Below are 13,352 nucleotides of genomic sequence, written 5' to 3'. Positions count from 1 at the left end.
GAACGACGCCGGCGAACCGACGGCAAGCGTCCGGGCCGGTTCCGTCGCGCAGTTCGGCCGTGGGGCCCGTGCGCGACGTTCTGGTGCTGCCGGCGGATCGCTCGCGCGCCGCTCACCTGGTCCTCCGTAGGGGATTGGCGCGCGGTGTGCGTCCGGCCGCCCGGGAGTCAGGGCAGACGTGGCGAGCGGCCGGACGGTGACCGGTCCGGGCCGTGCGCGGCGCCCGCCACGGGGGACGGCGATGGAGACAGCCGAACGGGCGCTCGATGCGGTCGTACACGGGATACCTCCGGATCGGTCGGCATCCAGCGTCCGGCATCGGGCGGTCCCGGCGCTGCGGCCAATGAGCCCATCGATATGGGCCAAGGGTCCCCTCTTCCAAGTCCACTGGGAGCTGGACCGGTTGGGGTCGGCCGCCGCCCTGGTAGAGGATGCCGGCGGTCCAGCCGCCAGGCTTCGGGGCCGGACGGTGACCGCCCGGGAGTGCCTCACGCCTGCCACGGCCGTTGACATGGGAACACATGGCCGGACGGCCTGATCCCACGGTCCGTGGGCACTCCCGGGCGGTCAGAGGTAAGCCTCACCGCTCCGCAGCGGTCGGCGCCCGGGCCGAGCGGCCCTCGGGCGCCGCCCACTCGGCCCTGATCACCGCTCCGGAGGGGGCCGAAGCGGTCTCCCGGACAGGGACGTTCGGCCCCGGGCTCGGAGCGGGGCCGACGCCTAGCGTTCGTGCCCATGGAGAACGACAGGACTGCGCGCCCCTCGCGACGGCGCGCGGGGGCCGGCCGCCGGCCACCCGCAGACTCGTGGCGGGCGGCGGCCAGGACAGCCCGGACCACGTGTTCGCCGTCGTGACCCGGCCGCGCACCCCGCTGGAGTACCTGGCGGAGCTGTTCACCGCCGGGGACACGGATGTGGTCGCCGGGGTGCTGATGAAGCTGACCGCGCCGGCCTCACCCTGCCTTTCCACAACGGCCGCACCGAAGGTGTCAACACCCGCACCAAACGGATCATGATGCAGACGCACGGACGCGCCGGATTCGACCTCCTCCGCCACCGCATCCTGCTCCGCTGACAGGCACCCACCGTCACCACCGACTACGTGACAGACCCGAACATCGTACAGTCCCGGACCTTCTGGCACGAGGAACAGGTACGCGGGCGGCTCCGCGCGTGCTCGAGGGAAGGCCGGACCCGGACGGCCGGAGCCCGGACAGTAGGCGTGGGCCCGCCTCACTCCAGAAAGTGTGTCAGGCCGACCGGGCAGCAAGCTTTTCGATGAATTCTTCCCGATTGACGACGGCACGCCTGTGCACACCGCGCAGGACTGCGCCGTGGCTGTCGCGGCCTTCCACGGAGAAGGTGAGCTTCTTTCCGTCGATACCGGTCAGCGTGGCGGTAATGGTGACGGTGTCGCCAGTGAGCGTGGGGGCGAGATGCGCCGAGTCGTGGGCCAGCCCCACGGTCATCGCCGAGGCAAAGACCACGCTCTCGATCACCTTCATTGCGGTGATCTCGCTCAGCCACAAGAGGACCGGAGTGGACAGCACATCGAGGTCGTTACCCCAGTTCTTCGCGGAGTCTTCGGCGGTGACGGTGTGCGTCAGCGTGGCCGATGTGCCGACCAGTGCGGAGAATTCGGCTCCCAGAATGGGGGTGGACATCATGCTCCTTCGTTGTCGGTGGGACGTGGCGTCAGGCCGTGGCTGAGATAGCAAGTCTGCGCATCTGGTTGAAGACGTTCTTACGCTGCATCTCCGCGGTTCCGCCGGCGATTACGGTGCCCAGGGCATCCTTGAGGGCCCGAGCATGCGGACCCTCCATGTAGCCGAGGTGTCCGTAAACGCGCAGCGCGGTCTCGGTGCCGAGCTTCAGCGTCTCGCCGGCGTGGTACTTGGCGACGGAGCAGATCAAAGATGCCTGCGGTGAGTTCTGCATGAGCGCGTCCAGCGCGCCGTAGGAGACCCATCGCGTCGCTTCAATGGCGAACTTCGCGTCCGTGATGCGCCCTTGGACGTACTGGTGGTCAGCGATCGGCACCTTGAAGGCATGCCTGCGGGACGTGTAATCGAGCACCTCATCGAGCAGCGGGTCGAGGTAGGCGGCGGCCAGTACTCCATACAGCAGACGGTCCAAGGAGATGGTGTTGTAGATGGCCTCGATGCCGCCTCCGATAGCGCCGACTATGTTCTTCGCCTCCACCGCGACGCTGTCCAGCGCGATGGGGCCGGTGGGGCTCGTGCGGTTGCCCATCATGTCCTCGACCGGCCCCTGCTGAACGCCCCTGTCCTTCAGATCAACCATGAACAGGGTGATGTCGTGCTCCCCGTGCTCGGGAACACGGCCGAGGATCAGCGCCACATCCGCGACGGGGCCGTTCGTGATGTGATCCTTGTGGCCCGTCAGCAGGTAGCGGCCTTCCACTCGGGTGGCCGAGGTCGCGATACGGGTGACGTCCGACCCACCGGTGGTCTCGGTCAGGGCAGTCGCGCCGACATCTCCGCCGAGCAGTCGCGGAAGCCAGTAGCCCTTCTGCTCCTCATCACCGTAGATCAGCAGCGAGCGGATCAGCCCAGCCTGGGCCACCATGGAGAGGCAGAAACCAATGTCACGCCCACCTGAAGCGATACCTTCGAACGCGGCGACGAAGTCCCACCAAGTGCCGCCCTTTCCGCCCCACTCGACAGGAACTGCCAGCCGCCACATCCCGGCGTCGCTCAATTCCTGCCAGGAATCGCGGTCCAGGCGACCTTCCTTGGAGCACTCCTCGGCACGCTTGGCCACTGTTGCGGCAGCCAGATCCCGGAAGTGGGCACGCAGATTGATGTCAGAAAAGTGATGAATCATTGTGTTGTGTCCTTGTCGAGACGGGAGGACGTGCGGGGAGAGTAGGTCCGGCCTGCCGACCGGGTGCAGCGGTAGCGGTCAGCAACCCGAGCACAGCAGTTGACTCGCGTCGGCTACGGGTGCAGCGGGCGAGAGACGGGTCAGGGCGCGGTCAAGCCGCACGGCGAGCTCGTCCAGCTCGGTGTCAGTCGAGACCAGAGGAGGCGCCACCATGACCGACTCAAGGGCGGGCGTTACCCCTGACGGGTACAACAGCAAGCCCTCGCGACGGGCAGCCTCGACAAGGTCCAGGGACGTTCCCGGAAACCGCGAAGCATCGCTATGAACACCAAGGGCCATCTGCATCCCCACACCCCGGACATCGCTGATCACCCGGTGTCGCTGTCGCAGGCCCTGCAGAAGCTCGTGCAGACGCTCACCAGCCTCGGCGGCGTGTGCCGGGACATCATGGGCTTTCAGATATTCCACGACGGCCAGACCAGCGGCTGCGGACAGTGGCGTACCCGCCATGGTGTGCCCGAACAACAAAGTACCGAGCGGCTGCCCGGCGGCGTCGGCGACTTTGTCGGATGCCAAGAGCGCTGCGATCGGTGCGAATCCTGCGGAAATTCCCTTGCCCAGAACCATGACGTCAGGGGTGATGCCGGCGTGCTCGCACCCAAACCACCGACCGGTCCGCCCCAGGCCGGACATGACTTCGTCGGCGATGAGAAGGAACTGGTGCTGGTCGGCCAGTTCCCGCAGTCGGCGCAGGGTCTCCGGGGCAGTGGGGACTGCTCCGGAAGAGGCTCCGCCGACTGGTTCGATCATCACAGCGCTCAGGTTGGCCGGACCGATGCGCTCGATCGCTGCCTCCCAGTCGTGGACGTCGGCGCGCAGTGAGCCGTGCTTCGGCCGCACCCGCGAGACCGTGGCCTGATTGGCGAGCAGTGGCGTGAGGTCCTGTCGCCGTAGCGGATGCCCGGAGGCTGCCAGGGCGCCGGCGGTCATGCCGTGGTAGCTGGGTTCCTCCGTGAGGACCGTGCACTTGAACGGACGATATGCGCGGGCGTGTATAAGCGTTGCGAGGCGCAGCGCCATCTCGATGGCTTCCGAACCCGAGTTGCAGTATTCAACGTGTTTGAGATCACCCGGTGCGAGTTCCACCAACAGCTCCGTAAGCCGCATCAGCGGCTGGGAGCGGAACTGCGTCCGGTACGCGTAGCATGTCCGATCGATCTGCTCGTGCATACGGGAGGTGACTTCCGGCACGGAGTGCCCGAGATTGACGTTGATCGCGCCGGAGCAGCCGTCGAGATACTCGAGTCCTTCCTGGTCGTAGACGTACACACCTGTGGCATGACTGACAACGGGCAGCATGAATCGGATCCCTCACGTTCATTCCAGCCGGCACGGGGAGAAGGCCCAAGTTGAAGTGACTGTTTGTCCAGGGGAAGTGAAGGCAGTAGCAGACGCGCCAGAAGAGATAGTGACCGCGGCGGGCGGCTATGGCGGTCAGTACCAGGTCAGCACTGTGGCTGCTGCAGTCATGCCCCCGCCCACGGCCGCGAGGAGCACTCGCTCGCCACGTCGAAGCGGCCGATGGGCGTGATCGCGTGCGAGGGTCAGGGGAATAGAGGCTGCGGCCGTGTTGCCGAGCGTTGGCGCGGTTATCGCCAGCCGGTCTTGCTCGACGCCCATCGCCTCGGCGAGGCTGTGCACCAGACGGGTGTTTCCTTGATGGAACACGACCCGGTCGATGGCCTCGATGCTCATACCAGCCTGTTCCAGAGCTTGTTGAGCCGCCTTGGGGACGAATTGCAGCCCCCAGTCGCGGACCGCTCGCCCCTCCATACGGAAGAAGTGCTCGCCTGCCTGTAAGCGTTCAGCGGTGAGCGGTCGCCGGGTTCCCCCGGCCTCCACCCGCACGAGGGACGCAGCCTCGCCATCGGCGATCAGCGAAGCACCCTGGATGCCATAACCCTCGGGAACCCTGCCGAGCAGAACGGCACCTGCCCCATCACCGAAAAGGCTCACGGTGCGCCGGTCGGCGCGGTCCATGATGGACGAATACTTATCGGCGCCTATCACCAGGGCGTAGTCAGCGCCAACGCGCGTGGCCATCAGTGCCTCCGCGACGGTCAGTCCGTACAAGAAACCGGAGCACACCGCATTTACGTCGAATGAAGGCACCTGCTTCAGTCCAAGCCGGCGCTGCACAAAACTCGCCGTCGCCGGTTGCGGCTGGTCCGGGGTGGCCGTCGCCAGCACGAGAACCCCCACCGACTCGGCCACCCCAGGGTTTGTCAGTAGCGGCAGAGCCGCACGCGTGGCCAACTCCGACGTGGAAACATCCTCCTCAGCATAGCGCCGTTCGGCTATCCCCGTCCGCGATTCGATCCACCCCTCTTCGGTAACCGCCCATCGCCCGATCTGTTCGTTATTCACGACGAGAGGCGGGACATATCCGCCAATAGAAACGATCCCAATGGGCACAGATTCCTCCTCATACGTTTGCCAAGTGAGCACCCGGCGCACCCATGAAAGCCGCCCAGCCCCCTAAGGCCTCTGCGAAGGTCTTCGCCAGGTTCTCCGTGGCGGCGTCCAGAGCGGCATCGGTCCGCGCAGACAGAGGGAACAGTTGCCACGGACGGGTGCTGCCACCGGTCGGCGCCTTCGGCAGTTCCTCGACAATGGCGAAGGCATTGGTGTCGCTCCATCAGCGCGCGCTGGCCGCTCTTGACATGCCCAGGGTTCTTGGCCATTTCGGGATCGATGCCCGCATCGATCAACTCTTCCAGCGACCACGTGGTAATGCTCTCCGTGCCCGCCTTGAGATTCGACCAGTACTTTCCCGCATCACGAGCACCGGGAAGCCGACAATTGATGCCCACGATGGCGAACTTCTGGGTGCTGCTCATTTCTCTCCTGGTTCGACGTAGATGTGGGCACGGCGAAGTACCTCCCTCGGCGGGGCGCACTCAGTCGGTTAACGGCAGAAACAAGGTGCTGGTGCGGATGCTCAGATGCGGCGGGAGCAGATTATCCGGCAGGGCCGGCTGACCGTCGCCGCCTTTACGGAAGGGGTGACCGAATCAACCCCGCTTGGGTCCAAAGACTATCGGCCGCAGGTAGGCCGCGCCTCGTCCGGTGCGGCCAAATCCGCAACATCGACTTGTTCGGCCCAGCCAGCGGTAATCGGCCTTAGGCCGCAGAGTTGTGCGCCCGGTCGACTCTCCTGAGGAGTACACAAAATCGACTGGAACACTCGGCGAACGGTGTCCACAGACAGCGGGACACCGTTCTTCGGCACTTTTCGTGAAGTAAGTCAACGGGCTAGCGGATATGGCGTTCGAGGAGGCCAAGTCCGGCGCGTCCATAGTGCCGACGCTCGAGTATCCTAAAATTTACGTGAAATCTGCCGGGTGATCATGTTGTCCCGGCGCCGCCACGGGCTTGGGAGATGGCTTGAGCGGCACGACAGAGTTCATGGAGAAGTGGCCGGTGTTCGGCCGGTACGAGCAGGCGGCAGCCTGGGGGCTGGCCCAGTAGCCGTGTTCGTGGCCGATCGGGCGCTTCCAGCCGCAAACGCTGTGCAGCCGACGGGTGTTGTAGAAGTCGTTGTCCAGGTCGCGATCCGGATCCGGGCCTCGGCGCGGGTGGAAGGTGTGCTGGTGGACGTGCTCGGCCTTCAGCACGCTGTTCGAACGCCTCGCCGACGACGGTGCTGCCCCTATGGATGTCAAGCGGCGTCTCGGGCTGGTTCCGTGCGGTTTGCCGGGGTGGTTTTGGGCACCACGGGGCGGCCGTCTGCCCGGCCTGGTCAGCCTCCGCCGTCTGCGTACCTTCCGCGCGTCCAGGCCGAGCTCGGAGGTGATCTTCGCGATGCTGTTCGCCGAGACCCGTCAGCCGTGCCTCACCAGCCTCATCCGGATCTTCGGCGAGACGAAGGCGCCGCTGGAGGCGTCGAACTCCTCTTTCACCGCTTCGGTCGGATGCGAACCGTACTGGTTCGTCGGATGGTTCCAGAGCTCTTGGCCTGTCGTGCCCGAGCCGGTGTCCCGCGCCGGGATTCGCGGTCTCCATGTCTCAGCCGCCGCCTCATCGTGGTTGGTCACCGTGCCGCCTCGTCATCCGGGCGGAGGCACGCACAAACGCTCGCGCTAAAGGTGACGGCAACGCTGCGCTGCTCCTCTCACAGTTGCCGCAGATACTGTTCAGGTGCCCGCGTCAGGCTGTGGCCACAGCCTGGAGGACCCCGTCAACGAGCGCTGGCAGTGATCGCGGGGGTCGTCAACGCTGGGGCGTGCCGCGGCTCACGGTCGTGGCCCGAACGGCCTCTTCCTTGGCGCGTGTGTGTCGTGATGCCCCAACTGGTCGGGGCTTGCTGGTCACCGGTGTGGAGGAGGCCGGGAACCCCGGCGTGCCGCAGGCGGGCACGGAATGCAGCGCTGAGTCCCACGAGGCGCCCAATCGGCAACGGGGAATTGGGTACGCGCGCCCATGGCTCCTGCGCACCCGTATCGGGAGCGCTGCCCGTGATGTTCCGGGCATGGCGAACACGAGCATCTGGCTGAAAGTGCCATGAGGTGCACGTGATACGGGCGGGTGTACGATCAATTCCGCCACTGGCAGGGACGGCGCCCTGCTGCCGGCTTCACCGGATGGCAGCGCAAGCCCGGGTGCCGATACCGCGGCCTGACATCTGAGACCTCAAGACCGAGTCGACACCTGTGTCGACTTCCGTGACACAGAGCCGGGGCTGGGGCGAGGGGGACCTTCAGCACAACCTCCATCGACATCCTTACCAAACCGAACAGCCATGGCCTCCGGCATGTCTCCGGCAGTCGACCACCGGGCCTGCTGCCGTGCCGCCGAGGCGGGCAGCCGCGCCGGTGGCCGCCACGGTCGGCCGTGGAAGTTCGAATCAACTGTGCTGACAACAGTCGGTGTCGGCCTGCACCGGACCGTGCTAGAGAGACTCCACCTCGGCCTCCGCCAAGAAAAGCGCACCGTTTCTTCGGGGCGAACTCCCTCCGGGTGGCCATGGCTGAGGAGCTATCACCAGCACATCTCACACATGTCTAGGGGAAGAAGATGAGTCCCGCCGAAAACCGGGCCCCGGTATCACCACTGGTCTTCAGGCCTGCTGGGATACCCCTGCACGAAGACGACGCTCAGCCGACTGCGGCCGAGCCCAACACTCCCAGGGCCGGTGTCCGTGAGGGGAACGCCTGTCGGTCGGACGGAAAGCTGAGCGCTGCCGTCGATCTGCTGGAAGCCCGGATCGACAGAGTGGCGGCCACCATGGTCCGCGCCTACCGGACGGAGATCGCCGCCTACGGCGAGATCACCGATGAATCACTGCTGCAAGACATACTTCACGTCTGCTCGGACACGGTCCGCTGCTGCCTTGAGGCCATGCGGCGCGGGCGGCTGCGCGACGAGGAACTGATGTCACTGACGGAAGGAGCCAGGCGTCGCGCCACACAGGGCATCAATCGCGAAGCGGTGCTACGCGCGTATCGCGTCGGGGCACGGGTGCTGTGTGAGGAGATAGTGAGCACGCTCGCGGCCGACAGCGCCGTCGGCGAGCGGGACATCGGAGCGACGGCGGCATGGGTCCTGGAGTTCGCCGACCTGGTCTGCGTGGCGGCCGCTGCAGCCTACTCGGACGAGGTCGCGCGCATGGCCCGCGCCCCGGAGCGGTACCACCGTTCCCAGCTGCTCGACGCCGTACTCGCGGGCACCTGGACCGAGCGCCACCGGCAGACCGACACGTTCGCCGTCCCCCACTGTGTCGCCGTGGCGCAGATCCAGGCGACGGCGACCTTCGCCGACCTGGAGGGCATCGGGCGGGCCATGGTGAGCAAAGCGGGCGCGTCGTCTTGGACCGTACGGCATCGGACCGTCGTGGCGACGCTCGAAATACCCAACGGGACGAGCAGAGACCACCTTATCCGCCGGCTGAGGCCGCTGGTCACCGGTCAGGTGCTGGGCTTCGGACTGGGATACATGGCGGAAGGCGCCGCTCAGACGCGGCACAGTTACGCTGAAGCACTCGACGCGCTGCGCATCGGTATGGACACCGCGCCGCAACGCGGCGCACAACCCGTGTACGACTACAACGCACTGGCCCCGCTGATCGCCATGCTCGCCGAGCCGGACCGGGCACGGAGATTCGTCAGCGCCGCCCTGGAGCCGCTCTCGCCGATGATGGACCGTGACTGGGTACTGCCCACCATCGATGCGTACCTGTCGCGCTGGGGTCGGCTGAAAGAGGTCGCCTCCGCGCTGGGGGTGCATCAGAACACCGTGAAGTACCGGGTGGGCGAATTACGGCCGTTCGTCGATCTGACCGCTGGCGGCGACCGGACTGCGATGCTCCTGCTTGCGGTGCGTGTGCACGAGCACCTTGCCACCGTGCACGCCGAGCCCTCCTGCGGCGGGAGCGGGACGTCACCACTTCGCAACCCCGATCGATTAGCTTGAGCCCGGGGCGGAATCCCGGTAGCGGAGGAGAGCGGGCACCCAGAACACGCGAGTGCGCCTCTCCCGCTCGGTAAACGAGGCATGACCGCCCGGCGCATGACGGAAAACATCCTAAGAGAGCGCAGATGCCATCCCGACTGACGACCTTTCTTAATGATCAGGTAAAAATTCACCCACGACGAGGGAAATCGCACCCCGTCCGCATTCCGCTCGGTCGCCCCCGGCCAGCGGCTTCCCGTGCGGCCGCATCCCCCGAGAAGTACCGCGCGCCAACGATGACCTGACTGGCGAATAGAGCCAAGTTACCGTGGGGAACTTTGGCCCGCTGCGACGAGGTGCGATCGTCACACCAGCCGATACTGTTACGGCTGCGGATATCGAATTAGACAAACCCGTTCCAGCAGGCGGCACCCGACCGGCGTCGACCCAGCCCCCGATTCCCCGGTCACGCCGCCCAACCATTCGAAATCTCGAGAATCCGCACAGCAATCGCCGACCCCCGGTGCCGCTTCGACGTGGCGCCATCACCTTGCTCTTTCCGCGATGACGTCGATACTCGACGTCGGATCCGACAGGCATCTGGAGAGAAATGTGAAATTCTCAAAGATTCGCGCTGGGCACGCTGCTGAACTGGCACCGGCGTTTGGTGCGCTGGAAGTGGCGCCAGACGGCGGTCGGCCCCGGTCGGCCACCCTTGCCGGAAGAGACGGTCGTGCTCATCCAGCGCTTGGCGCGAGACAACCCGATCTGGGGTACGTCAGGATTCAAGGTGAGCTGCGGCGGCTCGGCCATCGGGTCGCCGCCGCCACGATCCGGCGCGTCCTGCGCCGCTCCGGTCTGCCGCCCGCACCGCAGCACGCCTCGCAGCAGTGCGGGTGCCGGTAAATCATCCACGCAGGTGAGAGCTTGATCAGAGATCTTCGACCTTGGCCGATGCTCACCCCGGCGTCTTCACCTGCACAAGGCCCCGACGGCATCATGGTCTGTCGTGCTGCCGCGCCTGGCCTATCTCGCGGCGACCAACACCCTGGCGTTCCTACCTCTCCTGCAGATGAGCGACAGAGACAAGGACATCGAGATCCTCGTGCTTCGGCACCAATTGCTTGTCCTGCAGCGCCAGGTCGGCAAGCCTGCCTTCACCGACATAGATCGCGCTGTCCTCGCCGGCCTGCTCCACCACCTGCCCAAAGACAGACTGCGGCACCTTCTGCTGCTGGTCCGCCCCGAGACGGTCATGCGCTGGCATCGCGAGCTGCTCAGGCGGCGCCATGCCGCAACCTGCATGCCCAAACGGCGTGGACGCCCACGCACCGTCCGATCGATCCGCGCCCTCGTCCTCCTCGCCTGCGATCTCTTCGAAGTCCGCACGCTGACCGGAGCGCGCCTGTACGCCTTCGCTGTCATCGAGCACACCACCAGGCACATCCGGATCCTCGCGCCACCGCACACCCCACCGCGGACTGGATCGTGCAGCTCGGACGCAACCTCCTCATCGACCTCGAAGACGCGGGCAGCAAGGCAAAGTTCCTGATCCGCGACCGCGACTCGAAGTTCACAACCGCCTTCGACACCCTGATGACCGACGCCGGTCTCAACGAACACCGCCCGCACAGAGCCCTGCAACGAGCCGCTCCCTGCCGCCCGCTACTCACACCCATCACGCAACAAGCCCAGCTTGCCTGAACTGCGCGGATGATTTGTCGGCACCCACACTCCTCGAACGCCGTATCCGCTAGCCCATTGACTTACTTCACGAAAAGTGCCGAAGAACGGTGTCCCGCTGTCTGTGGACACCGTTCGCCGAGTGTTCCAGTCGATTTTGTGTACTCCTCAGGAGAGTCGACCGGGCGCACAACTCTGCGGCCGAAAGCCGATTACCGCTGGCTGGGCCGAACAAGTCGATGTTGCGGATTTGGCCGCACCGGACGAGGCGCGGCCTACCTGCGGCCGATAGTCTTTGGACCCAAGCGGGGTTGATTCGGTCACCCCTTCCGTAAAGGCGGCGACGGTCAGCCGGCCCTGCCGGATAATCTGCTCCCGCCGCATCTGAGCATCCGCACCAGCACCTTGTTTCTGCCGTTAACCGACTGAGTGCGCCCCGCCGAGGGAGGTACTTCGCCGTGCCCACATCTACGTCGAACCAGGAGAGAAATGAGCAGCACCCAGAAGTTCGCCATCGTGGGCATCAATTGTCGGCTTCCCGGTGCTCGTGATGCGGGAAAGTACTGGTCGAATCTCAAGGCGGGCACGGAGAGCATTACCACGTGGTCGCTGGAAGAGTTGAGGGCGGGATCTACTCCAAGTCCGGCCACCGCCGACCGTTCGACCACGAAGCCGACGGCACCATCGTGGGAGACCCGATCGAGGTCACCGCGCTCGGCGAGATGTTCGCCGCGCACGGCGTCACCCCCGAGTCCCGCAGCCTGATCAGCTCGGCCAAGGGCAACATCGGCCACATGGGCCCGGCCGCAGGCGTCGAGCCGCGCTCCGTACAGCGAGCCGCAGACCTCGCAGATCGGCCAGGTGCTTGTCGCGTACCTCTGCGGGGAGCCCTGTCTGCGCGCGTAGCGCGTCCTTCGTACTGTGAGGCACCCAAACCAGCGCCGCGTAGATCCGTATGCACACCTGATCGAGTTCGGGCAGCAAGGATTTCCCCCGTGTATCCCCTGCCACATGCCGTCTCCGCGGTATGCACGTGTACACGGAAAAGATCACAGACGCGCACCAGATGCTGAGGCCGGAGCGAGATGTTCCGCATGTGTCTTGCGGAACTCCGGCAGTACGGCTCAACAGGGCAGCCTGTGCACGGGCCGGTTGTTGCCGTCCACTTGCTGCCACCCGCGGACTCTGGCCGGGGTCACGCCGCCCCTTCCAGAGTCCGCCAATGTCATCCGGCCCTTTTGCAGTCCGCACTCGACGGAGGAACATATGACGACCGCGCCCGCAGGCAGCACCGCCAGCGTGTCCACCGACTGGCGGATCACACCGGAATTCGTCTTCACCGACGAGGAGTCCGCGGCGCTCGCCGAGGCAATCGGGACGGTGATGGCCAATCCGTACCGCCTCTACGACGCCCACGCGTTCCAGATCGGCCGACTGATCGAGGACGGCGTCGTACCCGAGCGCTTCCGCTCGTATGTATCCGGCCTCGCGGGCCGTGACCGGCACAAGGAGCCAGCCGTCGTCCTGAAGAACGTCCCCTACGACCGCGACGTACCGGTCTTCGACTTCGACGAGCCCGTGAAGTCGAAGTACGAGCTGAAGCGGACCTTCGTCGCGGAGGGCTTCCTCGCCCTCTTCGCCCAACTCGCGGGCACCCCGCCGATCGGATACTTGAACATCAACGACGGCGACGTCTTTCAGGACATCTACCCCAAGCGCTCCATGCAGTCGACCCAGTCGCAGAAGGCGCTCGACACGATCCACTTCCACAAGGACCTGGCCAACCACTTCGTCCGCCCCGACCAGGTGTACATGGTGGGCATGCGCAGCAACCCGGAGAACGAGGTGTACACCTCCTTCGTCCGCAACATCGACGTCATCGGGGCCTTCACCGAGGAGGAACTGGAACTGCTGCGCAGCCCGCAGTTCTACACGCCTTTCGATGACCTGACCGTGATGGGCGGCACCCTGGAGCTGGGCGAGGCCGACCGTCACCCGATCATCGGCGGCGAGGACGACCTGCGCTACTTCGAGAACCGCACGATCGGCGTGACCGACGCCGCCCGGGCGATCGTGCCCAAGGTCTCCGCGACCCTGCACGCCCTCAAGCAGCGCGTGTTCATCGAGCCCGGCGACTTCGTGATCACGTACAACAACCACACCGTGCACGCCAAGGAGGTGGTGAAGGTGCGCAAGCCGGAGGAGCTGTGCAGCCGGTGGATCATCAAGACGGTCAACGTCGACGATCTGGAGCCGCACGTCCAGCACTTCATGCCGGGCACCCGTCACCTCGTGAATGGCTGACACCCCCGCCCGATCATGGTGTGCGCCGCACGGCGGCTGCGTGTGCGACTTCCTGCTGCACGACGCCG

11 protein-coding genes and 3 pseudogenes are annotated in these 13,352 nt (G+C 65.7%); 7 read left to right on the top strand and 7 right to left on the bottom strand.

Going from position 1 to position 13,352, the window contains the following annotated elements; genetic code table 11:
* Nucleotides 1-809: 809 nt before the first annotated feature.
* Nucleotides 810-947, top strand: a pseudogene (locus ACK1X7_RS47190) (hypothetical protein); the annotation flags it as partial.
* Between the two features lie 303 nt (nt 948-1,250).
* On the opposite strand, the gene ACK1X7_RS47185 reads toward ACK1X7_RS47190, so the two are convergent.
* The 7 genes from ACK1X7_RS47185 to ACK1X7_RS47155 all read right to left on the bottom strand — a co-directional run bounded on the left by ACK1X7_RS47185 (nt 1,251) and on the right by ACK1X7_RS47155 (nt 6,944).
* Nucleotides 1,251-1,664, bottom strand: a complete 414-nt coding sequence (locus ACK1X7_RS47185) for a thioesterase family protein (protein WP_078647931.1) — start codon at nt 1,662-1,664, stop codon at nt 1,251-1,253.
* 31 nt (nt 1,665-1,695) lie between these two features.
* The gene (locus ACK1X7_RS47180) at nt 1,696-2,847 is read right to left on the bottom strand and encodes an acyl-CoA dehydrogenase family protein (protein ID WP_390792414.1); all 1,152 of its coding nucleotides are present in this window, start codon (nt 2,845-2,847) and stop codon (nt 1,696-1,698) included.
* 78 nt (nt 2,848-2,925) lie between these two features.
* Nucleotides 2,926-4,206 (bottom strand): aminotransferase class III-fold pyridoxal phosphate-dependent enzyme, encoded by a 1,281-nt coding sequence (locus ACK1X7_RS47175; RefSeq protein WP_385154720.1) that lies wholly within the window; start codon nt 4,204-4,206, stop codon nt 2,926-2,928.
* A gap of 135 nt (nt 4,207-4,341) precedes the next feature.
* Entirely contained in the window at nt 4,342-5,322 is a 981-nt protein-coding gene (locus ACK1X7_RS47170; RefSeq protein ID WP_390792413.1) for a 3-oxoacyl-ACP synthase III family protein, read from the bottom strand.
* Nucleotides 5,271-5,747 carry a beta-ketoacyl synthase N-terminal-like domain-containing protein gene (locus tag ACK1X7_RS47165; protein ID WP_413116766.1) on the bottom strand — a complete coding sequence of 159 codons (477 nt, stop codon included), beginning with the start codon at nt 5,745-5,747 and terminating at the stop codon, nt 5,271-5,273. The genes ACK1X7_RS47170 and ACK1X7_RS47165 overlap by 52 nt, the downstream gene beginning before the upstream one ends.
* 486 nt (nt 5,748-6,233) lie before the next feature.
* Nucleotides 6,234-6,524 carry a hypothetical protein gene (locus tag ACK1X7_RS47160; protein WP_385157715.1) on the bottom strand — a complete coding sequence of 97 codons (291 nt, stop codon included), beginning with the start codon at nt 6,522-6,524 and terminating at the stop codon, nt 6,234-6,236.
* Nucleotides 6,525-6,731: 207 nt separating this feature from the next.
* The gene (locus ACK1X7_RS47155) at nt 6,732-6,944 is read right to left on the bottom strand and encodes a hypothetical protein (protein WP_385157712.1); all 213 of its coding nucleotides are present in this window, start codon (nt 6,942-6,944) and stop codon (nt 6,732-6,734) included.
* Nucleotides 6,945-7,923: 979 nt separating this feature from the next.
* On the opposite strand from ACK1X7_RS47155, the gene ACK1X7_RS47150 reads away from it, so the two are divergent.
* The 6 genes and pseudogenes from ACK1X7_RS47150 to ACK1X7_RS47125 all read left to right on the top strand — a co-directional run bounded on the left by ACK1X7_RS47150 (nt 7,924) and on the right by ACK1X7_RS47125 (nt 13,284).
* The gene (locus tag ACK1X7_RS47150) at nt 7,924-9,318 is read left to right on the top strand and encodes a PucR family transcriptional regulator (protein WP_385157709.1); all 1,395 of its coding nucleotides are present in this window, start codon (nt 7,924-7,926) and stop codon (nt 9,316-9,318) included.
* A gap of 613 nt (nt 9,319-9,931) precedes the next feature.
* Nucleotides 9,932-10,188 (top strand): annotated as a pseudogene (locus ACK1X7_RS47145) (integrase); the annotation flags it as partial.
* A 118-nt stretch (nt 10,189-10,306) separates the two neighbouring features.
* Nucleotides 10,307-10,998, top strand: a pseudogene (locus tag ACK1X7_RS47140) (integrase); the annotation flags it as partial.
* 471 nt (nt 10,999-11,469) lie between these two features.
* Nucleotides 11,470-11,745 carry a beta-ketoacyl synthase N-terminal-like domain-containing protein gene (locus tag ACK1X7_RS47135; protein ID WP_413116765.1) on the top strand — a complete coding sequence of 92 codons (276 nt, stop codon included), beginning with the start codon at nt 11,470-11,472 and terminating at the stop codon, nt 11,743-11,745.
* Complete coding sequence (locus ACK1X7_RS47130) at nt 11,703-12,053, top strand: hypothetical protein (protein ID WP_413116966.1); 351 nt, start codon at nt 11,703-11,705, stop codon at nt 12,051-12,053. Before ACK1X7_RS47135 ends, ACK1X7_RS47130 begins: the two co-directional genes overlap by 43 nt.
* A 193-nt stretch (nt 12,054-12,246) precedes the next feature.
* Nucleotides 12,247-13,284: a hypothetical protein gene (locus tag ACK1X7_RS47125; protein WP_385155774.1), complete on the top strand. Its 1,038-nt coding sequence runs from the start codon at nt 12,247-12,249 to the stop codon at nt 13,282-13,284.
* The last annotated feature ends 68 nt before the right edge of the window (nt 13,285-13,352 follow it).

The sequence above is a fragment of the Streptomyces sp. CY-1 genome (assembly GCF_047218265.1).
In the GTDB taxonomy this organism is placed as follows: Bacteria; Actinomycetota; Actinomycetes; order Streptomycetales; family Streptomycetaceae; genus Streptomyces; species Streptomyces niphimycinicus.
Note: the sequence above shows the minus strand (reverse complement) of the source record. Positions and strands in the feature narration are given on the sequence as shown.

Coding starts and splice junctions, on each gene's coding strand:
- ACK1X7_RS47165 (WP_413116766.1), bottom strand. CDS start 5,747: ATGAGCAGCACCCAGAAGTTCGCCATCGTGGGCATCAATTGTCGGCTT.
- ACK1X7_RS47175 (WP_385154720.1), bottom strand. CDS start 4,206: ATGCTGCCCGTTGTCAGTCATGCCACAGGTGTGTACGTCTACGACCAG.
- ACK1X7_RS47185 (WP_078647931.1), bottom strand. CDS start 1,664: ATGTCCACCCCCATTCTGGGAGCCGAATTCTCCGCACTGGTCGGCACA.
- ACK1X7_RS47130 (WP_413116966.1), top strand. CDS start 11,703: ATGTTCGCCGCGCACGGCGTCACCCCCGAGTCCCGCAGCCTGATCAGC.
- ACK1X7_RS47150 (WP_385157709.1), top strand. CDS start 7,924: ATGAGTCCCGCCGAAAACCGGGCCCCGGTATCACCACTGGTCTTCAGG.
- ACK1X7_RS47180 (WP_390792414.1), bottom strand. CDS start 2,847: ATGATTCATCACTTTTCTGACATCAATCTGCGTGCCCACTTCCGGGAT.
- ACK1X7_RS47135 (WP_413116765.1), top strand. CDS start 11,470: ATGAGCAGCACCCAGAAGTTCGCCATCGTGGGCATCAATTGTCGGCTT.
- ACK1X7_RS47125 (WP_385155774.1), top strand. CDS start 12,247: ATGACGACCGCGCCCGCAGGCAGCACCGCCAGCGTGTCCACCGACTGG.